18 protein-coding genes are annotated in these 21,431 nt (G+C 34.7%); 14 read left to right on the top strand and 4 right to left on the bottom strand.

What is annotated here, in order from left to right; genetic code table 11:
• Positions 1-37: 37 nt before the first annotated feature.
• Together RT228_RS11450 and dinB are read right to left on the bottom strand one after the other, a co-directional pair.
• Positions 38-3,094: a DNA polymerase III subunit alpha gene (locus RT228_RS11450; protein WP_006258616.1), complete on the bottom strand. Its 3,057-nt coding sequence runs from the start codon at positions 3,092-3,094 to the stop codon at positions 38-40.
• Between the two features lie 590 nt (positions 3,095-3,684).
• Positions 3,685-4,926: a DNA polymerase IV gene (gene dinB / locus RT228_RS11445; protein ID WP_006258617.1), complete on the bottom strand. Its 1,242-nt coding sequence runs from the start codon at positions 4,924-4,926 to the stop codon at positions 3,685-3,687.
• Here dinB and RT228_RS11440 point away from each other — a divergent pair, their 5' ends adjacent.
• Positions 4,927-5,694, top strand: a complete 768-nt coding sequence (locus RT228_RS11440) for an XRE family transcriptional regulator (RefSeq protein WP_006258618.1) — start codon at positions 4,927-4,929, stop codon at positions 5,692-5,694.
• A gap of 244 nt (positions 5,695-5,938) precedes the next feature.
• On the top strand, positions 5,939-6,934 hold the full coding sequence (locus tag RT228_RS11435) for an IS110 family transposase (RefSeq protein ID WP_006258619.1): 996 nt from the start codon (positions 5,939-5,941) through the stop codon (positions 6,932-6,934).
• Positions 6,935-7,334: 400 nt separating this feature from the next.
• Here RT228_RS11435 and RT228_RS11430 read toward each other — a convergent pair whose 3' ends face one another.
• Positions 7,335-8,402 (bottom strand): 2,3-butanediol dehydrogenase, encoded by a 1,068-nt coding sequence (locus tag RT228_RS11430; RefSeq protein WP_006258620.1) that lies wholly within the window; start codon positions 8,400-8,402, stop codon positions 7,335-7,337.
• A gap of 512 nt (positions 8,403-8,914) precedes the next feature.
• On the opposite strand from RT228_RS11430, the gene RT228_RS11425 reads away from it, so the two are divergent.
• The 10 genes from RT228_RS11425 to RT228_RS11380 all read left to right on the top strand — a co-directional run bounded on the left by RT228_RS11425 (position 8,915) and on the right by RT228_RS11380 (position 18,229).
• Positions 8,915-10,186, top strand: a complete 1,272-nt coding sequence (locus RT228_RS11425) for a tyrosine-type recombinase/integrase (RefSeq protein ID WP_313138681.1) — start codon at positions 8,915-8,917, stop codon at positions 10,184-10,186.
• Positions 10,183-11,085, top strand: a complete 903-nt coding sequence (locus tag RT228_RS11420) for a hypothetical protein (RefSeq protein ID WP_286397900.1) — start codon at positions 10,183-10,185, stop codon at positions 11,083-11,085. Before RT228_RS11425 ends, RT228_RS11420 begins: the two co-directional genes overlap by 4 nt.
• 214 nt (positions 11,086-11,299) lie before the next feature.
• On the top strand, positions 11,300-11,599 hold the full coding sequence (locus RT228_RS11415; protein ID WP_006260872.1) for a DUF3853 family protein: 300 nt from the start codon (positions 11,300-11,302) through the stop codon (positions 11,597-11,599).
• Between the two features lie 96 nt (positions 11,600-11,695).
• Entirely contained in the window at positions 11,696-12,931 is a 1,236-nt protein-coding gene (locus RT228_RS11410; protein WP_313138680.1) for a DUF5906 domain-containing protein, read from the top strand.
• Positions 12,932-13,149: 218 nt separating this feature from the next.
• Entirely contained in the window at positions 13,150-14,103 is a 954-nt protein-coding gene (locus tag RT228_RS11405; protein WP_036496816.1) for a toprim domain-containing protein, read from the top strand.
• A 95-nt stretch (positions 14,104-14,198) separates the two neighbouring features.
• The gene (locus RT228_RS11400) at positions 14,199-14,498 is read left to right on the top strand and encodes a plasmid mobilization protein (protein ID WP_313138679.1); all 300 of its coding nucleotides are present in this window, start codon (positions 14,199-14,201) and stop codon (positions 14,496-14,498) included.
• Positions 14,495-15,409: a relaxase/mobilization nuclease domain-containing protein gene (locus RT228_RS11395; RefSeq protein WP_253114191.1), complete on the top strand. Its 915-nt coding sequence runs from the start codon at positions 14,495-14,497 to the stop codon at positions 15,407-15,409. Before RT228_RS11400 ends, RT228_RS11395 begins: the two co-directional genes overlap by 4 nt.
• 3 nt (positions 15,410-15,412) lie before the next feature.
• The gene (locus RT228_RS11390) at positions 15,413-15,901 is read left to right on the top strand and encodes a hypothetical protein (RefSeq protein ID WP_253114194.1); all 489 of its coding nucleotides are present in this window, start codon (positions 15,413-15,415) and stop codon (positions 15,899-15,901) included.
• Between the two features lie 349 nt (positions 15,902-16,250).
• Positions 16,251-17,153 carry a tyrosine-type recombinase/integrase gene (locus RT228_RS11385; protein ID WP_073028679.1) on the top strand — a complete coding sequence of 301 codons (903 nt, stop codon included), beginning with the start codon at positions 16,251-16,253 and terminating at the stop codon, positions 17,151-17,153.
• Complete coding sequence (locus RT228_RS11380; RefSeq protein WP_313138677.1) at positions 17,132-18,229, top strand: IS91 family transposase; 1,098 nt, start codon at positions 17,132-17,134, stop codon at positions 18,227-18,229. The genes RT228_RS11385 and RT228_RS11380 overlap by 22 nt, the downstream gene beginning before the upstream one ends.
• 236 nt (positions 18,230-18,465) lie before the next feature.
• Here RT228_RS11380 and RT228_RS11375 read toward each other — a convergent pair whose 3' ends face one another.
• On the bottom strand, positions 18,466-19,131 hold the full coding sequence (locus RT228_RS11375; RefSeq protein WP_313138678.1) for a hypothetical protein: 666 nt from the start codon (positions 19,129-19,131) through the stop codon (positions 18,466-18,468).
• Positions 19,132-19,419: 288 nt separating this feature from the next.
• On the opposite strand from RT228_RS11375, the gene RT228_RS11370 reads away from it, so the two are divergent.
• Both RT228_RS11370 and RT228_RS11365 read left to right on the top strand, forming a co-directional pair.
• The gene (locus RT228_RS11370) at positions 19,420-20,322 is read left to right on the top strand and encodes a tyrosine-type recombinase/integrase (RefSeq protein ID WP_073028679.1); all 903 of its coding nucleotides are present in this window, start codon (positions 19,420-19,422) and stop codon (positions 20,320-20,322) included.
• A complete protein-coding gene (locus RT228_RS11365; protein ID WP_313138677.1) occupies positions 20,301-21,398 on the top strand; it encodes an IS91 family transposase in 1,098 nt (365 codons plus the stop codon). Before RT228_RS11370 ends, RT228_RS11365 begins: the two co-directional genes overlap by 22 nt.
• The last annotated feature ends 33 nt before the right edge of the window (positions 21,399-21,431 follow it).

The raw sequence follows: 21,431 nt of genomic DNA, 5'->3' as shown, positions 1-21,431 counted from the left end.
TGAAAGCCTTGGTACATATCTTGTATCAAGGCTTTTCTTATTTAAACTTCATTCTATGACGCGGTAGATTGATTTCAGAAGCTTTAGGATAAGGCTGGCGATGAGTAAGACTCACATCTTCTCTTACCTTAGACTCTGTAGTCTGATAGTGTTCATCCTCATAGTGATAACGAGGATCAGCCATAAAAGGCAATCTCGCCATTTTTAGAATCTGTACATTGGGAAAGTGATATTCTACCTCCACCGTTCCTAATAACAAATAACAACCACCTCCTACGAAAGGATATTCCTCTAAGCTATCAGGGAAGTGTACCGTGTCAAAATACTGTCCATTGGCATCTATCCAAGTACCGAAGTACATACTCCCTTTAGAAGTAGGTACGTGCTTACGAGCAATTAAGTAACCGAGCATTCTTACTGTTTTCTTATGATGGTGTATTAAATCACAGACCATTACATCTCCTCTGAACTTCGTTTTTAATAAATCAAAAGGCATACAAGAAATAGGAAAGCCCAACAACTCTAACTCATCAAATGCGTCTTCGTATACAGAGCGCGTTAAGGTCGGAAAAGTGTATTCCTGTATAGGTTCTTGTAATAAAGTAAGTGTAGGAGTTGGCTCCTTTTTACTCAACAGTAGTTTTGCCTGAATCAATAACTCATTCTTTTGTTTGCCAAAGGATTGAAAAGCACCGATGAATATTAACTTCTGTAAAGAGTCCATCGCTATAGAAATACGTTGTATAAAGTCATAGAGAGATTCATATCTACCATTGGCTTTTCTCTCTTTTAAAATAGCTTTAAGCAACTCTATATTTAATCCTTCTATGAGTTTTAACCCTAAGAATAGCTCTTTACCTATTAAAGTAGTCTGCAATTCACTAGCATTAATACAAGGTGGCAATACATGAGCACCTGACATCGCTGCTTCGTGTATATAAACTTCTGTGCGATAGAACCCTCCTTCGTTATTGATAACCGCAGTGATAAATTCTAATGGATAGTAAGTTTTAAGATATAGACTTTGATAACTTTCTATGGCATAAGAGGCAGAGTGTGCTTTACAAAAAGAATACCCTGCGAATGACTCTATCTGTCTGTATATTTCTTCACTAAGTGCCCTAGGATGTCCTTTAAGATCACAATGCTCAAAGAACCTGTCTTTCACAGCCTGTAACCCTGCTAGAGAACGGCTTTTGCCACTCATTGCCCTGCGCAGAATATCTCCATCAGCAGCAGGTAGTCCGCCGTAGTGTAACGCTATTTTGATCACATCTTCTTGATAGACCATGATGCCATAGGTTTCGCCTAATTGTTCTTTAAATACAGGATGAAAGTATTCAAATTGATTAGGGTGGTTATGGCGATAGATATATTCTTGCATCATCCCACTCTGTGCTACCCCAGGGCGTATAATAGAAGAAGCTGCTACTAGTATTTTGTAATTATCACATTGCAACCTTCTTAATAATCCACGCATAGCAGGACTTTCTATATAAAAACAGCCAATCGTATTACCTATTTTTAACTGTTGGTTACACAGCTCTTCATCTTTAGATAAAGCAATATTTCGAATATCAACTTCTATTCCTTGATTTTGAAGAATGAGTTCAGTAGCTTCATCTATATGCCCAATGCCTCGTTGGCTAAGGATATCAAATTTATCAAAACCAATATCTTCAGCAGTATGCATATCAAACTGTACCACAGGAAATCCCTTAGGAGGAAAGTCTAATGCGGTATAGCGAGTAATAGGATCCTCCGAAATCAAAATACCACAAGCATGCATTGTACGCTGATTAGGAAAACCTTCTAACAATTGTCCGTATTGATGGATTAGAAGCACGATACTGTTCGTTTCGTGGTCTTCTATAGGATTACGCGTTAGTGTGTCTAATTCGTTCTTAGATAGCCCGTACACCTTTCCTATTTCTCTAATAATAGAACGATATTTAAAAGTAGATACTGCACCACAGAACGCCACGTGCTCTTTTCCATATCGCGTAAAGATGTATTGAAGGATATCATCCCGTTGATTCCAAGACCAATCAATATCAAAATCAGGAGGAGACTTTCTATTCTGATTTAAAAAACGCTCGAAGTACAAGTCTAGTTCTAAAGGACATACATTAGTAATACCTAGGCAATAGCCCACTATACTATTGGCACCACTACCCCGTCCGATATGCATATAGCCTTGACTATTGCTATACTGAATAATGTCCCAGGTAATCAGAAAATACCCCTCAAAGTTAAGTTGATCTATTACGCTGAGTTCTTTAGCTAATCTTTCTTGGGCAAGAGTATGATCTTCTCCATATATTTTGACCATCCCTTCATAGGCTAGTTGTTGTAATAAATTCAAGTCACTAACCTTATCTTCAGTATAGTGTTTTTTATTTCTAGGAACTTTAAAAGAAAAAGAATAATTGCACTCACTCATTAGTCTTTGAGTGTTCTCTATCAGCTCAGGATAATCCTTAAACTCTGCTATGATTTGTTCTTCAGATTTAAAACTATCTTGAGGAGAAGCGCAGTCTTTCTCTATTAATTTAGAGAGTAGAGTATTCTTATCTATTGCATGTAGAATACAGTGTAGTTTATATTCTTCTTCATTCAAATGATTGACTGTATGCAGGACAACTAGCTTATCCATTAATGATCTCCACTTCTCTGCATAGAGTAGAGAAAGTTGATTATTTTGTACTCCAATATATTCCCACTCTTTTAGAGTAGGAACCACAGTTGAGAATGGATAAATCACAAAACAGTTTTGAAAGTCTGGAGCAGTAGAAGATACTGTAATAATCTCTTCATTTATATCCGTCAAGAACTGACCTATTTCACTAAAGCCTTCTTCATTTTTAGCAATGAGAATATAGTGTAATTTATCCTCAGTTCTGATTTCAGTACCTATTATTGGTTTGATAGCGGTCTCTTTACAAGCTGTAATAAACTCATATACACCACTTAGATTATTGATATCAGTCAGCGCCATTGTACTAATATGATATTGTTTACCTAATTCTACAAGACGCTGTATAGGAATAGTCCCATAGCGCAAGCTATAATATGAATGACAGTTTAATAACATGTTTTTATTTAATTATGAATTTAAATTAGGAATTAGGAATCACTGCCTTTGGCAACAGATGATACACACAGCGCATACCACACTACATCAACACACAGTAAAGGCGATTACTATACGCCCCAAAACGTAAATACAATGTTGTATATCGCCATAAATCAAGACGATAAGAAGACACTGCTTAGATGTTTTGTGAAATCAGATAGTTTAGTTTATCATATCAATTGTCAGTTTATCACGTCACATAAGTACATCATAGCCTAGCCAAAAATTCCTAATTCTTAATAATCGTCCCTACGATTGGGTGTCGATAGGACGTGATATACATTGTGGTTACGTTGTCGGACGTATGTAATACGTCCCTACGGTTGTGTGCCGATGGAACGTGATATACATTGTGATTACGTTGTCAGACGTATGTAATATGTCCCTACGGTTGGGTGCCGATAGGACGTGTTATACATTGTGGCTACGCTGTCGGAAGTATGTAATCGTCCCTACGATTATGTGTCGATAGAACATGATATGCATACTGAATGCCGCAGGCAATATTCCTAATTCTTAATTCCTAATTTTTAATTCCCCGAAGGGTCTCATTCTTTCTTCATTTTCAAGAAAGCCCCAGAACACCTTGCTACAGCATCTACACCATAGCGTTTCTTCATTTTATCCATTGCCTGATAGAGCGCCATCATCTCTTCTGTATCTTCGAATAAGTTCATTTGGTATGTTCCTCGTACCAGCCCACTAAACTGAACACCTATAAGGCGAAGACGCATTCTTCTTTGGAATACTTTATCAAATAACTCATGGACTAATTTAATAAGCGTATGATCTGCTGATGTATAAGCTATCCGAGTTTGTTTGGTCTCTGTATCAAAGTTCGTATAGCGTATTTTCACAGTAATGATAGAAGTAAGCCATTCTTCGGAACGCAGTTGATAAGCCAGTTTCTCCACCATACCTGTAAAGATAGATTTGAGCATAGGGATGTCTATGGTATCTTGGTCAAAAGTGTGTTCGGACGAAATAGACTTTCGCTCTCTATAGGGCTCTACAGGTGTGAGGTCAATGCCATTAGCTTTTTTCCATAAGTCTATACCATTTTTACCCAATAACTTTTGGAGTATTTGATGTGGCATTTCAGATAGCGTCTGTATATTCCGAATACCAATGCGAGAGAGTAGCGTATAACTAACTTCTCCTAACATAGGGATTTTGCGGATAGACAGTGGATTGAGGAAGGGCTGTACTTCAGGTGTTGTAATATTGAGAGCTCCTTTAGGCTTAGCCTCTCCTGTCCCTATTTTAGAGACTGTTTTATTAATAGATAAAGCATAACTTAAGGGTAATCCAGATTCGTGTTGTATCGTTTGCGTCAATTCTTTGATCCAAAGTGCTGATCCAAAGAATTTGTCCATTCCTGTTAGATCTAAGTAAAACTCATCTATACTCGCCTTTTCCATAACGGGAGCTTTCTCTGTAATAATATCCGTAACGAGATGAGACATCTTAGAGTATAACTGCATATCTCCTTTTCGGACGATGGCTTGTGGACATAAACGAGTAGCCATACGAATAGGCATGGCAGACCTCACCCCGAATTGCCTTGCTTCATATGAACAACTAGAGACGACTCCGCGATCTCCTCCACCGATAATGATAGGTAGCCCATTTAGAGAAGAATCTACTAAACGCTCACAAGACACAAAGAAAGTGTCTAAATCTAAATGTGCAATCGCCCTTTCCATAATAGAAATAATTAAAAAATCTTGTACGAAATTACTATCTATATTAGCAATAATACGTATATTTGATGCTATAAATAATAGCAAATGTCGTTTTTATCAGATAATATAAGGTATCTACGTGCTCAGAAGATCATGTCTCAGCAGAAAGTAGCAGATGAGTTAATGATAACTCGTGCACGTTATTCAAAGTATGAAGAAGGAGCCTCTGAGCCACCTTTAGAAGTATTATTGCGTATTTCTCGTTTCTTTCATGTCAGTGTGGACTTGATGATTTCTGTTGATTTGCGCAAAGTTCCCATGCAAGATTTACTAAAGCTTGAGGACAACCGTATTCTATTGCCTATTATGGTAGATCCTCATGGCAATAACTTTATTGAGATTATTCCTCATAAAGCGAGAGCAGGATATTTGACAGGGTATGCAGATCCAGAGTTTATTCAGAACCTAGACCAGATCTCTCTTCCATTCCTAAAAGAAGGGAAGTATAGAGCCTTTCCTATAGAAGGGGATTCTATGCCTCCACATCAGGAAGGTTCTTTTATCATCGGTAGTTATATCGAGCGTCTAGATTATATCCGAAACGGACATACATATATCATCATTACAGCAAATGAAGGGGTGGTTTATAAACGTGTATATCGCATAGATGATGAGACGTTAGAACTACACTCAGACAATACCTTTTACGAGCCTTATCGCATTAAAGCGTATGATGTATTAGAAATATGGGAATATGCGAGTAGTATCGCTACAGAAGAGTTTAAACCAGAAGACCTAGGAGAACCAGATACTAAGGCAATGTTCCAAGAAATTAGACATATGCTAGGAGAAGTGATTAAGAAAGTGAAATAAGCCACTAAGAAATTACGAATTACCTTTAGATTTGCTAACTGAGAATATGATAATATTGTAGAGAATAAATAAAACAACCTAATCAACAAAGTGAACCAGACGAATTACAAGGATAACGCCCTAAAATTCGAGTAGGACTTTGTTGATTTTACTAAAGAGTATCAGACTAGTAATTAAGACGTCGAGGTCTAGTATTAAGGTTTAGATGATATTTTAGTAACAGGTTGCCTTAAATAATTATCATATGGACAAATTTACACAATTTATCGGAATAGATATTTCCAAAGATTATTTTGATGTAGCTATTTATGTAGATGCTAATTCTTGTAAACACAATCAGTTTGAAAACACTAAAACGGGAGTTGATCAATTTATGAAGTGGATGAAAAGCGAAGGATGTTGTGTAGAGGAAACATTGATATGTATGGAGCATACAGGTATTTATAAAAATATTTTAGTAGATATTTTGCTTTCAAAGAATTGTAATCTATGGGTAGAAATGGCTTATAGAATTATAAGAAGTAGTGGAATACAAAGAGGAAAGAATGACAAGATAGATTCTAAAAGGATAGCATTGTATGCTAAGAAAAATCAAGAAGAAGCGAAGCTCTTTAAAGCATCAAAGGCTGTATTGAATAAGATTCAGGCTCTATTGGGACAGCGAGAGATGAGTATAGCTCATAAGACAGCTATAGAAGTAAGAACCAACGAATTTAAGGGGTTTAATGATGAACTGTACAAGGTTTTGTCTAAAAATGATAAGGCTATTATCAAGGCTTTAGAGAACGCTATAAAGGTGATTGAAGAACAGTTAAATACTCTTATTAGAGAAAATCAAGAGGTATCTGAGATATTTGATTGTGTGATTTCTGTAAGAGGTGTTGGAGATATTACAGCGATGTTTTTAATATGTTATACCAATGCGTTTACATCATTTGAAGACTCTCGACAATTAGCATCTTATTGTGGTGTTGTCCCTTTTGAATATACTTCAGGTAAAAGTGTAAGAGGCAAAGCTAAAGTACACTTTATGGCTAATAAAAAGCTTAAAAAACTTTTACATCTCTGTGCTTTATCAGCTGTTAGATGGGACCCAGAGATAAGGGCTTATTACGAGAGGAAAGTTGGAGAAGGTAAGCATAAGATGCTTGTTTTAAACAATGTTAGAAACAAGCTTGTACAGCGTATATGTTCTTGTGTTAGGAATAAAAAAGCTTATGAGGTACGACAAGTAGCATAAACATCATACATTGAATTAGAAACAAAAATAGAGGATAATACGGATATAATCCTCAGGTTAGATATGCCTTGTTTTATTGAGTTATTCTCAAAAATAAGGTGTAAAATATATTAATAATGATTTGCTTTTATCATAGTAATCGAATTACGAGGCTTGCCTTTTAGGCATTAATAAAAGAATTAAAAATGTTGCTTGCAACACTCATTAATTAGGAATTGAGAATTAGGAATTTATGACTTCAGCATAGGTATGTATATCTGGCAGATAAAATCATAAGTGTTAAACCCATCAAAAAAGCCATTACTTGTTTTTAAGTAATGGCTTTTGTATTTATTAATAGAATCCTAATTCCCGAAGGGAAAGCATTCCTAATTCCTAATTTATAACTCCTAATTAAAAGTTATGCTCTATTGATATCAATAAGGATTTTAACTTGTTCTGGATTGCTTACTAAGGCTTCAAAACCATTTGTTACAATCTCGTCTAAACCAATTTTATTTGTCACTAATTTTTCTACCTCCATACGACCAGAGTCGATTAAGTTAATTACTTCAGGGAAGATATTTCTATAAGCGATAACCCCTTTTACAGTGATCTCTCTTAATACTTGATCTAAAGCATCGTGTTGAACTGGTTTTCCGAATAAAGCAACTAATACAGCAGTACCTCCATTACGAGTAGAAGCAATACCTGTATTATAAGAAGCTTGTACTCCAGCACAATCTAAGAATACATTAACTCCTAGACCACCAGTCAAGGCTTTAATCTTAGCAGGAAGATCAGCTTCCATAGCATTGAATACATGAGTAGCTCCGATTTCTTTTGCTTTCTCTAAGCGTTTCTCTGCTACATCTGTAACGATCACAGTAGACGCACCAGCTGCTAAAGCTGCTTGAGCACATAGTAACCCGATAGGTCCTGCACCAGATACTAATACTGTCTGTCCTACTTTTAGACCACTCTGTAGTACTGAGTATACAGCTACTGCAGCAGGCTCTACTAAAGCACCTTGTTCAAAAGACATCGTATCAGGAATTTTGTGAATCATATAATCTTCAACCACTACGTATTTTGCAAATCCTCCATTACCTGCTAATCCGATGAAACCTAAGTGTTCTCCTAAGTTGTATTCTCCAGAAGCTACGAATGGACTATCGAAGTTTTTATAGATAGGCTCAATTACTACACGATCCCCTACTTTAATATTTTTTACACCTTCACCTAATTCTTCAACGATACCTGAGAACTCATGTCCTAAAGTAGTTACACCCTGATGACCATTTAATGGATAAGGTTTGTCTAATGGAATTAATTGAGGCCCGTGTACATATTCGTGTAAGTCTGATCCACAGATACCAGCATATTGAACTGCTACTTTTACCTGTCCTTTAGCTGGAGTAGGGATTTCTGTTTGTTCTACTCTAATATCTTTGGCTGCATACCAGCGTGCTGCTTTCATTGTGCTCATAATAATATTCTTTTTTATGTTTCACTCAAATATACTGAGAAAACTAGAGAATATTCGTTTCCCGCGAAGCTTTGGTTGTTAATTATTAATCAATATTGTGTTATCATTTTAAGACTGCAAGTGTTTTAGAATGATAACTTCTAAAATGAAAGAGATAATGTAGTTTGTTAAGTATCTATGTTTAAATTTTAACGTAAAAGAGAGGAGTGTTTTTATAAGAAAACGATTATTGAAATAAGGTTAGATTGAGATTAGAATAATTGCTTTTACGAACTTTTTAAAGAAAGGTGCAAACTAGGTGCTCAAGGGCATAAAAAAAGCCCGATAACGAGTGTTATCGGGCTTTTCAGCGGAGAAAGAGGGAATATAACCTATATACAAATAGAATACCGTAAAACACTATTATTTTGATTTATTGATAGTTATGTTTTTATTAAGTCGGTTAAATACCATAAAATAGTATATGATAGTATTAAAATTGGGTGTATATTTGGGTGCTATTACAAATAACTATGACTATAAAAAGAAAGATAACTATTGCTATTGAAAAGAGAAAAAAGGACGGTGTATTAATCACAGAGAACGTTCCAATTCGTGCAAGAGTGGTATATAATGGTGGTCGTGTAGAACTCTTTACAGGCTACCGCATTGATGCTTCTAAATGGGATGAAGCAAAAGAAAAGGTACGCAATGGGTGTACCAATAAGCTAAAACAAAGCTCTTCCGAAATCAATACAGCAATACAGGAGCTATCTACTACAATAGATAGAATCTTTAAAGAGTATGAATTGAAAAACGAAGTACCTTCTTTTGAACTCTTAAAAGATGAAATAAAACGCTACTCGGATAAACAAACCATATCAGCGACAGAAAAGAACCTGTTTACGGCTTTTGACGAGTTTGTAAAGAACAGCGGAAAACGCAACGATTGGACAACTGCTACTTACACCAAGTTTAATACTGTTCGTTCACATCTTTTTTCTTTCAAAAGCAACTTTCAGTTTACTGATATTAATGAAAAGACCTTATTAGACTACGTTTCATTTCTACGTATTGAAAAGCAGATGCGTAATAGTACCATCGAAAAGCAGATTAGTTTTGTAAAGTGGTTTTTGAAGTGGTGTAAAAACAACAATTATACAATTGCCTATAATTTTGAAGACTTTAAACCAAAGCTAAAAGAAACCTCTAAAAAGATAATCTTCTTAACCCAAGAGGAAATCGAACAGATTAAATCAACGGATTTAGGCACTAAGTCATACTTAGAACGTGTACGTGATGTATTGCTTTTCTGTTGTTACACAGGACTTCGCTATTCAGATGCTTTTAGCCTAACAAGACACGATATTAAAAATGATGCTATTGAGTTTGTTACTAAAAAGACAAATGACCCTTTAAGAGTAGAATTAAACAAACACAGCAGAGCAATATTAAAGAAGTACAAAGATGTACCTTTTGAAAAAGGAAAGGCTCTACCTGTTATTTCTAATCAAAAGATGAATGACTACATAAAAGAACTTGGAGAGTTAGCAGAGATTAACGAACCGATTAGAGAAACCTACTATGTAGGCAATGAAAGAATAGATGAAGTAAAACCCAAATACGAACATTTAAGCACTCACGTAGGGCGAAGAACATTTATCTGTACCGCTTTATCATTGGGGATACCTGTACAGGTTGTAATGAAATGGACAGGACATTCAGACTACAAATCAATGAAACCTTATATTGATGTAGCTGATACGATTAAAGCGAATGCAATGACTAAATTTGATATGATATGAGTTTAGATAATCCTCTTTTGAAACACTTAAATGAGTATTTAAAAATACTAAAAGAACTATCAAATTTATTAGATACTGATTCCTTACAACAGAACACATATCAATGTATTCGACAGGAGAGTTATGCTAAAGCATTTAGCGATTTAACAAAACTTGATATTGATGCTCTTTTAATAACAGGACAAGCAGAGAGTTTATCTAAAAAAGTATTTCTGAATATACTAAAGCAGATTGAAGTTATTAATAAGCTTATTGATGATAAAGACGAGTTAATAACTCATTTTGATTTTATTCATTTATATGATAAAGTACTACTTCCTAAAATGTTTGAGAACAAAATCTTAATTGCGCGACAGGATTTAAAAGAAATACAGGAAAAAGAAAAACCTATCTGGGTATCACAATGTGAATTTGATGAAGATAAAAAGTATTGGGAGAAAGAACTTTATAGGGTTTTAGCAGAAAGAGATACCTATACACAGGATAATGTGCATCTAATTCAAAACTATTATCACAAAATACGAGATTACCTTTTAATAGTTAAAGAAGATATTTATGTGTATTACCCTGAAGATAGACTTCGTTTAGAATCTGATTTATTTGAGATCAAAGATGTACTTAAACTTTATAACTCTGCTTTAGAATTAAAATGTTTTAAGGAAGATGATTTAGCATTTGAAGATTTTTATTTAATATTTAATTTAAGAGAGCCTAAAGCTCGATTTGATTCAACGTTTAAATACATAACAAAATTTGCTCAACCACCACTATATGAAATGATGAAGGATATAGAAAAAGATGTTAGAGATAAAGTGATTGACTTCATTGTGTTGAAATTAAAACTAAAGTCTGCATTGACAATTTCGAAACGCTTTTATAAACCTTCAGAAGAAATTTAATTATTGTTTTAATCCTTTTAAGTTCATTAAAGAGTTTTTAAAGTCTTTTATTTTTGATTTCCTCAAAAACAAATAACCAAACGCATATAACTAATTCATTATTAATTATATGCGTTTTGTTTTTTTATCAAATTCCACACATTTCCACAGAAATTTACAGATAGTTTTGAATTGTTCGAACATCACAAAATCGTATAATTTAAAAACTAAAACTATGTATATAAGCGAATTAAAAGAAAAGCCAGTTTGGCAAATGACAGGAGAAGAACTATTACAGTTATTACAAACAGTATCTATAAAGGATTTTAAAGAACTCAATACTTCGCAAGAAACGCAACAATCTACAAAGCGTTATGTTTACGGAATACGTGGTATAGCAGACCTACTTGGGTGCAGTATTACCACTGCTAATAAAATCAAGAAAGAAGGTCATATCAAAAAAGCGATTATCCAAAGAGGTAGAAAAATTATAGTCGATGCTGACTTGGCATTAGAACTATTCGCTAAAAAATAAAAGGGACAACTTGTGCAAATCGTCCCTTAATATCCAATTAAAGTATAACTCAACTCTTATCGTATAAAGATAAGGATTATTAAAACACAAGTAAATATGAGCTTAGATATACCCTATATCCGAGTAGGAACTGCTTACTTTAAAATCATCGAAAAACCTTTGATATCAGGTGATAAAGTTAAAGTAATGGTGCGTTGGACTCGTGAAACGATTGTATCAGATCACGGAAAGTCCTACTTAGAGAACGTCTTAAAATTAGATGGCTTTTGTTGTATTCCAGACCATCTTAACTATCAACCAATCGTAGAAAACTTTTTTAATACCTATAATGAATTAAATATGAAACCAATAGAAGAAGATTTTAACTTAAATGAATTAGAACAATTGATTCCAAACTCACTACACTTTGTAAAGCACATATTCGGAAGTGAACAATACGAATATGGTTTAGACTATCTAAAGCTATTGTATGAGAAGCCAACGCAAACCTTACCAATATTGTGCCTTGTTAGTAAAGAACGTGCAACAGGAAAAAGCTCTTTTATTAAATGGCTTAAAAATATCTTTGGACTCAATATGACTTATATCAAAGGAGATTCTTTTGGTTCTCAATTTAACGCTGATTGGGCAAGTATGTTATTAGTTGCCATAGACGAAGTATTCTTTGATAAGAAAGAGATTACAGAGCGTTTAAAGTACCTTTCTACTACTGACAAAGACAAAGTTGAAGCAAAGGGAAAAGACAGACAGGAAATAGAGTTTTTCGCCAAGTTTATTCTTTGCTCTAACAATGAGGATGATTTCATTCAAATAGACGAAGAAGAAATACGTTTTTGGATTCGAAAGATTAAACCTATTGAATCAGAAGACGTTCACTTTATCAAGAAGCTAACAAGTGAAGTTCCTTATTTTATCAAATACTTACTTCTACGACCTTATTACACCACGCAACAAACCCGAATGTGGTTTACACCTAAACAGATACTTACAGCTTCTCTTTTAAAGCTAATTAGTAAAAACAAAATAGAGATTTCAGTTTTAGAACTTTTAAACCTGTGCTTCGAAAAGGTTGACGAGGATGAAATTTGCGTAGCTCCCAATGATTTACTCTTGTTATTACGCAAGACAAACCCAAAACTAATTATATCTGCTAGTGAAATAAGAAAGATTTTAAAGAAATGGGATTTCGAACCACAAAATAACACAAAATCTTATCAAGGAATAGAGCTTTTATCTCATGGAGAATTTGTTAAAATAGAACGTAGAGGACGTTACTACATCATTAAAAAAGATTTATTCTATAAAATATTTGATGCAATGATGCAAGAATAGATTAAACTGTTGTTTATTAATAAGTTACACTGCATCAAAGTCTGCATCAAACTAAAAACACATCAAGTTTGATGCAAGAGTGATGCAAGAAACAAAATGAGTTTGATGCAGTGATGCAAGAGTGATGCAGAGTATTTTATTGAAATACAATTGATTAACACCTTTCTGCATCATTGCATCAAAAAAAACAGATTTTTAACCCGACTATTTCAAAACGTATGAATTGTGAATCAGCTAAACAAATTAGCCTAACAGACTTACTTAAAAAGTTAGGTCATACCCCAACCAAAATAATGAGAGTTGATTGGTGGTATCTCAGTCCATTTAGAACTGAAAAAACAGCATCATTTAAAGTGAATATTGATAAAAACGTGTTTTATGACCATTCTGCTGGTTTTGGTGGAACAACACTTGATTTTGTGATGAAGTACAATAATTGCGATATTAAATCAGCTTTAGAATTGCTCAAAAACGATTCTTTTTCTTTTCATCAGCCAATTATTGTGAGTTCTAACATTATTCAAGAACCAACATATACAATTCAAGCGATTAAGCCATTAACACATCCAAACTTGATACAATATATCACTGAGCGTAATCTTAGCCTTAAAATGGCTCAAACTTATTGTAAGGAAGTACACTATACTCTAAACAACAAATCATATTACGCTGTTGGTTTTCCCAATACCACCATAAATGGTTTCGAACTAAGAAACGTGTATATAAAAATGTGTCTTGGAAAAAAGGCAGTAACCTACTTTGATAACAAAAGTAAACATATTGTCTTGTTTGAATCTTGGAGTGATTACATCAGCTTTTTAACCCTTTATCCAAATGCAGAAAAGCAATATGATTATTTGATTCTTAATTCCGTATCAATGTTGAATAATACAATAATTAAAACACCAAATAATTATTTGTACAAATGTACAAATGGGGAATTGTATAAATGTATCAATGTACAAATGGATAAAAGTATCAATAATACTTTGTACAAAGAATTAAAGTATGAAAGTATTATTTGTTGTTTCGACAATGATAAAGCTGGAGAAAGTGCCTTTCAAAAAGTAGCTCAGACCTATACAAACGTTGTTGATGGACGAAAACTGTACGAGAATCACAAAGATTTGAATGATTATTTACTAACTATTAACCGCAATGATTTGACGTAAGAATTATCGAGATGTGTCTTTGTCCTTACAAATTGGAAATTTGACAGCCAAAGACCACTCGTTTTTCTCCCGAAGGTCGCAAAATGGGTAAGACGATGAAAAAAACAAAGAAGATAGAATTTAGAGTTACTCTTACAGAAGCTCTAATCATAAAAAACAAAGCAGAAAAAGTAGGTTGTAGCGTTTCGGAGTACATTCGAAACACCGCACTCAACTATTCTTTAGCCTATAAATTAACTCCTGACGAAGTAGAAGTTTACAAGCTACTAAATAAATACGCAGATAATTTTAGAAGAATAGGCAATCTTTTTAAGATAGGCGATGTTACAGGAGTTAAAGAAAATACCATTGAAACAGCAAGACTAATTCGAGAACATTTAAAAAAATTAAAATGATAGGTATGGCAAAGTCTTGTGTTGGAGGTACAGCTCTGTTTAACTATGTAATCAATCCGAATAAAGGATATGAACTATTGAGAAACAATCTTTCGGGGGATACTCCGAAAGATATGTTTCAAACCATGCAGATATTACAAAATCAAAATAGCAGATGTAAAAACAACACCATATCAGCTGTTATATCTCCAACAATTGCAGATAGTAAAAAGATGATTGATAGAGATTTAAGGGCATTGGCAGTTGAATTTTTACTTGGTTTACAAATCGATCCCACCAAAGCTCAATACATTGCTTTTGTTCATACAGAAAAAGAGCACAAGCATATTCACATCATCGCCAATCGCATAGATGAAAACGGAAAGGCATTAAAAGATAATTACATTGGGTTTGAAGCTCAAAGAATAGCTCACGAAATAGCTCTTAAATACGGATGGACTTCTATAAGACAAGAAAATGAGAACAAGAAGCAAAGAGCCAACAACACAAACTTAATAGCTAAAAATGCTATTAAAACAGCTCACAGGGAAGTTTTAAGACAGAAGCCGAAAGATTTACAACAGTACACTTACTTAATGTTGGAAAAAGAGATTGAGCTTAAACCTACGATTAATAATCAGGGAAATATTCAAGGGTATCGCTTTATTCATTTACCAACAGGAACAAACTTAAAAGCAAGTGAAATTGACCGAAATATGAAGTTGAATGACTTATTTAAAAATACAACAAGTACGGAGCCTAAGGATGAAGTACACAAACTATTAACTAATCAAGAATCATCTGAACCACAAATGCAAAATTGGAAAACAGATACATCAGTGTTATTTAGTTTGTTATCTGCTTTACAGTTTGGCGGTAACGATGAAGACGATGAACAGAAAAAACGCAAACGAAGAACATTAAAAAGATAAACAATGGCAAAGAATCAACCTAAACTCACGGAGATGACTGAAATATTACTTCAGCAAGTCATACATTTAGAACAAACGATAAAGCAAAGTGAAAAAAAACATTTAGATACAATCAAAGAATTGAGTAATATCAAAGTAACTGTAAATGTTGCTGAACTCCGACAGATAGAAAAAGAACAACGACAACGTTTACAGAACGGCTTTGAAGAGTTTTATCGAGAGATATCAAAAAACAATGAAGAGCTTTTAAAAGTTTATAAAGCAGTTAGCTCTAAAAGACTATTATACTTGATAGGAATGAATGTCGTTCTTTTTTTAATAACGGGCTTTTCAATGTTCATAGCATCTAAGAATACTATTGAGAAATCGGAGTATGAGCGTTTAGAAAAAGAAAAGGGGCAATTAATAAATCAATTAGAAAATGTAAATCAGTTTTTTATCAAAAATCCAAGGACAGCTAAATCTTTCAAAGAGTGGAGTCAAAAGCAATAATTGAAAAGTGTTTATCAAAGTTATTTCCGTAAAATTTTTAGAGCTTTGAAGGCTCAAAATTTTATGGAATAACTTTGTTGGAATAGGTTCACAATATTTTAAAAGATTTACTAACGTTCCGCGGCTATGCGCCGGGCGGGGCTTTTACCCGGAATTGTTCTTTTGAAAACGCTCATTTCTCGCATCCGTAATCTATCAACCGAAGAACGTTTTCCCGCCTGGCGCATAGCCGTTGTTGAACTAAACCTTCGGTAGCTTTTCTACTAGAAACCATATATTTAGGGTATTAAAAATTCAAAATTATGGTAACTAAAAAAAATCTCCGGAGGAATTAAGAGCGAACAAATATTTGAATCGCGCTTGTAGTGAAATTAATGGTTTCTCTGAACTTCTGCAACGTTTCGAACGAAATATTTCCATTTTAGGTAGAAGTAAACGCACTTTTGATAATTATTCCCGCCATGTGGCTGCAATGGCACTTCATTTTGGCTGTTTACCTACCGAATTAGATCCCGAACAAGTTAAAGACTATCTTTTTGAACTACAACAACGGTCGAATTCTCCTTCTCAATCGTATTTTAAACACACGGTTTACGGACTAAGGTTTCTATTAAAAACCGAAAATCTTCCGTACGATTATCTTCATTTACCTTCCATTCCTAAAGAAAAAAAACTTCCCGTAATTCTTAGTCGAGATGAGATTTGGAAATTGCTTCAACATGCCGATTTACTTAAACATCGCATTTTAATTGGTTTGATTTACAGTTGTGGACTTCGTTGTATGGAAGTGAGAAACATCGAATTAAAGCATTTAGATTTTGATCGGAAACTCCTTCATATCGTTCAAAGTAAAGGGAAGAAGGATCGTTATGTTCCGCTTTCTGATCATATCATTCGAGGGATTAAAAAATATATTTCAGTCGAACATCCCACCACATTTTTATTTACGGGTAATACCAAAGATACCAAAGGATTTGATTCTCGATACAGCCAACGCGGGGTTCAATGGGCGATTCAATCGGTTTGTAAAAAAGCAGGCATTTTAAAAGATGTGCATACACACACGCTGCGCCACAGCTATGCGACCCATTTATTGGAAGATGGTGTAAATATTCTGCAAGTTCAGAAATTGATGGGGCATGAACGCATCGAAACTACGATGGAATATTTACATGTTTGTCAGCTCGAAAACCAAAAAATACACAGTCCAATTGATACCGTTTTTGCGCTATGCAGCCGCAATGGGAAGTAGCTGATGTGCTGAGAAAAGTTGATTTATCCCATCAAAACTTCACGGTTCATCAGGAGAAAACACTCCGAGCACTGACTTTATGCCGAACTGCTGCTTTGGGCGGACATGTAGATGCGTGTGATACCTGTGGAAACATCAACATCAGTTACAACAGTTGTCGCAACAGGCATTGCCCGAAATGCCAAGGTCATAAACGAGAAGAATGGATTCAGGCGCGCGAACATGATTTATTGCCCTGTTCGTATTATCATGTGGTTTTTACTATTCCAGATTCGCTTAATGGTTTGGCGATTCATCAACCACAATTGATTTATAAAATCTTGTTTGATTCGGTTTGGGCAACGCTTTCTCAATTTGGTAAAACCGACGGTTTGCAATTGGGTATGATTGCTGTTTTACATACTTGGGGACAAAATTTGAGTTTGCATCCGCATCTACATTGTATTGTTCCAGGTGGAGGAATTGATGCAAATGGTAAGTGGAAACGAAAGATAAAAACCGATAAATACTTGTTTGCAGTAAAAGCCTTGAGTAAGGTTTTTCGTGCCAAATATGTAGCCTTGTTGCGCAAAGAAAAATTGGCAGATGCTCAAGTCTTGCAAAGTTTGTTTGAAAAGGATTGGGTGGTTTATGCCAAGCGCCCTTTTGGTGGTCCCAAACAAGTCATTGAATATTTAGGGAGATATACGCACAAGGTGGCTATTAGCAACCATCGGATTAAAAACGTAACTCATCAAGAGGTTACCATTCATTACAAAGATTATAAAGACCACAGTAAAACCAAGCAATTAACATTAAAAAACGAAGAATTTGCCCGCCGCTTTAGTTTACATATTCTGCCTAAACGCTTTGTTCGAATTAGGCATTACGGTATTTTAAGTAGCAGTTGGAAACGGGGTAAATTGCAACAATTACAAGAAGATTTAAATATCATTCGACCGATAGTTGAACCTAAAACACAACATCGAAAATGTTATTGTTGCAAAGTTGGTAATTTGGTTACGTTACATGTTTTTGGGCAAAGAGGTCCGCCAAAAGCATATCTTATCGAAAACACAATTGCTTCTGTGAATTAGGTTTTACGGGTTAGGGAACTTGTGTTTAATTGTTCCAAAAAACACCAAAAAACAATTGAAACAGCACAACTTTAACCATAAAAAAAGCAGTAATCCTAAAATTACTGCTGGTATATCTTAAAGTCATACTTCGAAAACTCCATAATACGTATTAAGCTTCCTACGGTTCCGTTCAACGGGCTTTCATCTCGTGCCCTCCGGGCAAGACGAAAGCTTAGTTATTAGCTGTAGCCTTATTATTCTTCAATTTTATTTTTTGATTTAGAGATTATTTCTTTGAATTTTTTCAACATGTCATTGCTCAACACAACAAACATAACATGCTCAGGTTGAGTAATTAGAATTACCTTATAATCCTTGTTTTGTTGCTCTATAGATTTATTTAAGATATTTCTAAAAGAGTTAAGATATGTGTACATCACTTGACCAATATTATCTCTGGTAACTTGTCCAGAAAAAATAACATACTCAACGTCATTTACTGTAATTCTATGATGTATTTTTTCCTTACTATTCTCATCAAATATTTCATCTTTCCAATCTAATTTTAAATTGTTTTTCTCAAAAACTACTTTTGCTGATTTTAAGTAGTCAACAAATTCGCCTCTAAACAAACTACTTGCCCAAACTTCAAATGCTCTAAAATCAGAAGTTGAAGAACTATTTTTATATTCTTCTTGCTTATAAACATCCGAAATGTAATAATCATTTGGAAAAGTAACCCATCCTTTTCCTATATATTGATTTGAATCATCATTATAATCAAAGTCTATTTTCTGTTTTAAAAATGCTTTTTTGTTGTCATCATCAATTAAATTAAAATATCCTATTTTTTCTAATTGTTCAGAAATTTTGGTGTCTTGTGAGAAACCAAAATTTGACAATAAACTAAAAAGTCCCATAAATAGTAATTTGTATTTTATTCTAAATGTCATTTTTGAAAAGGTTACAGCTAACGGTTTGGGTATTGCCGAAGGCGGGGATTTTTAGCGCAAAAGTTCAAACGAAGGACGAATGTTGAACCTTGCACAAATGTCCAATCGAAGTCGTTCAGCCCCGCTTTTGGCAATACCTTGTTGAACTAAACCTTCGGTAGCTTTTCTACTAGAAACCATATATTTAGGGTATTAAAAATTCAAAATTATGGTAACTAAAAAAAATCTCCGGAGGAATTAAGAGCGAACAAATATTTGAATCGCGCTTGTAGTGAAATTAATGGTTTCTCTGAACTTCTGCAACGTTTCGAACGAAATATTTCCATTTTAGGTAGAAGTAAACGCACTTTTGATAATTATTCCCGCCATGTGGCTGCAATGGCACTTCATTTTGGCTGTTTACCTACCGAATTAGATCCCGAACAAGTTAAAGACTATCTTTTTGAACTACAACAACGGTCGAATTCTCCTTCTCAATCGTATTTTAAACACACGGTTTACGGACTAAGGTTTCTATTAAAAACCGAAAATCTTCCGTACGATTATCTTCATTTACCTTCCATTCCTAAAGAAAAAAAACTTCCCGTAATTCTTAGTCGAGATGAGATTTGGAAATTGCTTCAACATGCCGATTTACTTAAACATCGCATTTTAATTGGTTTGATTTACAGTTGTGGACTTCGTTGTATGGAAGTGAGAAACATCGAATTAAAGCATTTAGATTTTGATCGGAAACTCCTTCATATCGTTCAAAGTAAAGGGAAGAAGGATCGTTATGTTCCGCTTTCTGATCATATCATTCGAGGGATTAAAAAATATATTTCAGTCGAACATCCCACCACATTTTTATTTACGGGTAATACCAAAGATACCAAAGGATTTGATTCTCGATACAGCCAACGCGGGGTTCAATGGGCGATTCAATCGGTTTGTAAAAAAGCAGGCATTTTAAAAGATGTGCATACACACACGCTGCGCCACAGCTATGCGACCCATTTATTGGAAGATGGTGTAAATATTCTGCAAGTTCAGAAATTGATGGGGCATGAACGCATCGAAACTACGATGGAATATTTACATGTTTGTCAGCTCGAAAACCAAAAAATACACAGTCCAATTGATACCGTTTTTGCGCTATGCAGCCGCAATGGGAAGTAGCTGATGTGCTGAGAAAAGTTGATTTATCCCATCAAAACTTCACGGTTCATCAGGAGAAAACACTCCGAGCACTGACTTTATGCCGAACTGCTGCTTTGGGCGGACATGTAGATGCGTGTGATACCTGTGGAAACATCAACATCAGTTACAACAGTTGTCGCAACAGGCATTGCCCGAAATGCCAAGGTCATAAACGAGAAGAATGGATTCAGGCGCGCGAACATGATTTATTGCCCTGTTCGTATTATCATGTGGTTTTTACTATTCCAGATTCGCTTAATGGTTTGGCGATTCATCAACCACAATTGATTTATAAAATCTTGTTTGATTCGGTTTGGGCAACGCTTTCTCAATTTGGTAAAACCGACGGTTTGCAATTGGGTATGATTGCTGTTTTACATACTTGGGGACAAAATTTGAGTTTGCATCCGCATCTACATTGTATTGTTCCAGGTGGAGGAATTGATGCAAATGGTAAGTGGAAACGAAAGATAAAAACCGATAAATACTTGTTTGCAGTAAAAGCCTTGAGTAAGGTTTTTCGTGCCAAATATGTAGCCTTGTTGCGCAAAGAAAAATTGGCAGATGCTCAAGTCTTGCAAAGTTTGTTTGAAAAGGATTGGGTGGTTTATGCCAAGCGCCCTTTTGGTGGTCCCAAACAAGTCATTGAATATTTAGGGAGATATACGCACAAGGTGGCTATTAGCAACCATCGGATTAAAAACGTAACTCATCAAGAGGTTACCATTCATTACAAAGATTATAAAGACCACAGTAAAACCAAGCAATTAACATTAAAAAACGAAGAATTTGCCCGCCGCTTTAGTTTACATATTCTGCCTAAACGCTTTGTTCGAATTAGGCATTACGGTATTTTAAGTAGCAGTTGGAAACGGGGTAAATTGCAACAATTACAAGAAGATTTAAATATCATTCGACCGATAGTTGAACCTAAAACACAACATCGAAAATGTTATTGTTGCAAAGTTGGTAATTTGGTTACGTTACATGTTTTTGGGCAAAGAGGTCCGCCAAAAGCATATCTTATCGAAAACACAATTGCTTCTGTGAATTAGGTTTTACGGGTTAGGGAACTTGTGTTTAATTGT

The sequence above is a fragment of the Myroides sp. genome, assembly GCF_032073645.1.
Classification (GTDB): domain Bacteria; phylum Bacteroidota; class Bacteroidia; order Flavobacteriales; family Flavobacteriaceae; genus Flavobacterium; species Flavobacterium odoratimimum.
The sequence above is the reverse complement of the archived record's forward strand: the minus strand, read 5'-3'. Positions and strand labels throughout refer to the sequence as shown.

Bases quoted from the DNA above. Each gene is read 5' to 3' on its own strand.
- RT228_RS11450 (WP_006258616.1), bottom strand. From the start codon at position 3,094: ATGTTATTAAACTGTCATTCATATTATAGCTTGCGCTATGGGACTATT.
- RT228_RS11440 (WP_006258618.1), top strand. From the start codon at position 4,927: ATGTCGTTTTTATCAGATAATATAAGGTATCTACGTGCTCAGAAGATC.
- RT228_RS11435 (WP_006258619.1), top strand. From the start codon at position 5,939: ATGGACAAATTTACACAATTTATCGGAATAGATATTTCCAAAGATTAT.
- RT228_RS11430 (WP_006258620.1), bottom strand. From the start codon at position 8,402: ATGAGCACAATGAAAGCAGCACGCTGGTATGCAGCCAAAGATATTAGA.
- RT228_RS11425 (WP_313138681.1), top strand. From the start codon at position 8,915: ATGACTATAAAAAGAAAGATAACTATTGCTATTGAAAAGAGAAAAAAG.
- RT228_RS11420 (WP_286397900.1), top strand. From the start codon at position 10,183: ATGAGTTTAGATAATCCTCTTTTGAAACACTTAAATGAGTATTTAAAA.
- RT228_RS11415 (WP_006260872.1), top strand. From the start codon at position 11,300: ATGTATATAAGCGAATTAAAAGAAAAGCCAGTTTGGCAAATGACAGGA.
- RT228_RS11410 (WP_313138680.1), top strand. From the start codon at position 11,696: ATGAGCTTAGATATACCCTATATCCGAGTAGGAACTGCTTACTTTAAA.
- RT228_RS11405 (WP_036496816.1), top strand. From the start codon at position 13,150: ATGAATTGTGAATCAGCTAAACAAATTAGCCTAACAGACTTACTTAAA.
- RT228_RS11400 (WP_313138679.1), top strand. From the start codon at position 14,199: ATGAAAAAAACAAAGAAGATAGAATTTAGAGTTACTCTTACAGAAGCT.
- RT228_RS11395 (WP_253114191.1), top strand. From the start codon at position 14,495: ATGATAGGTATGGCAAAGTCTTGTGTTGGAGGTACAGCTCTGTTTAAC.
- RT228_RS11390 (WP_253114194.1), top strand. From the start codon at position 15,413: ATGGCAAAGAATCAACCTAAACTCACGGAGATGACTGAAATATTACTT.
- RT228_RS11380 (WP_313138677.1), top strand. From the start codon at position 17,132: ATGCAGCCGCAATGGGAAGTAGCTGATGTGCTGAGAAAAGTTGATTTA.
- RT228_RS11375 (WP_313138678.1), bottom strand. From the start codon at position 19,131: ATGGGACTTTTTAGTTTATTGTCAAATTTTGGTTTCTCACAAGACACC.
- RT228_RS11365 (WP_313138677.1), top strand. From the start codon at position 20,301: ATGCAGCCGCAATGGGAAGTAGCTGATGTGCTGAGAAAAGTTGATTTA.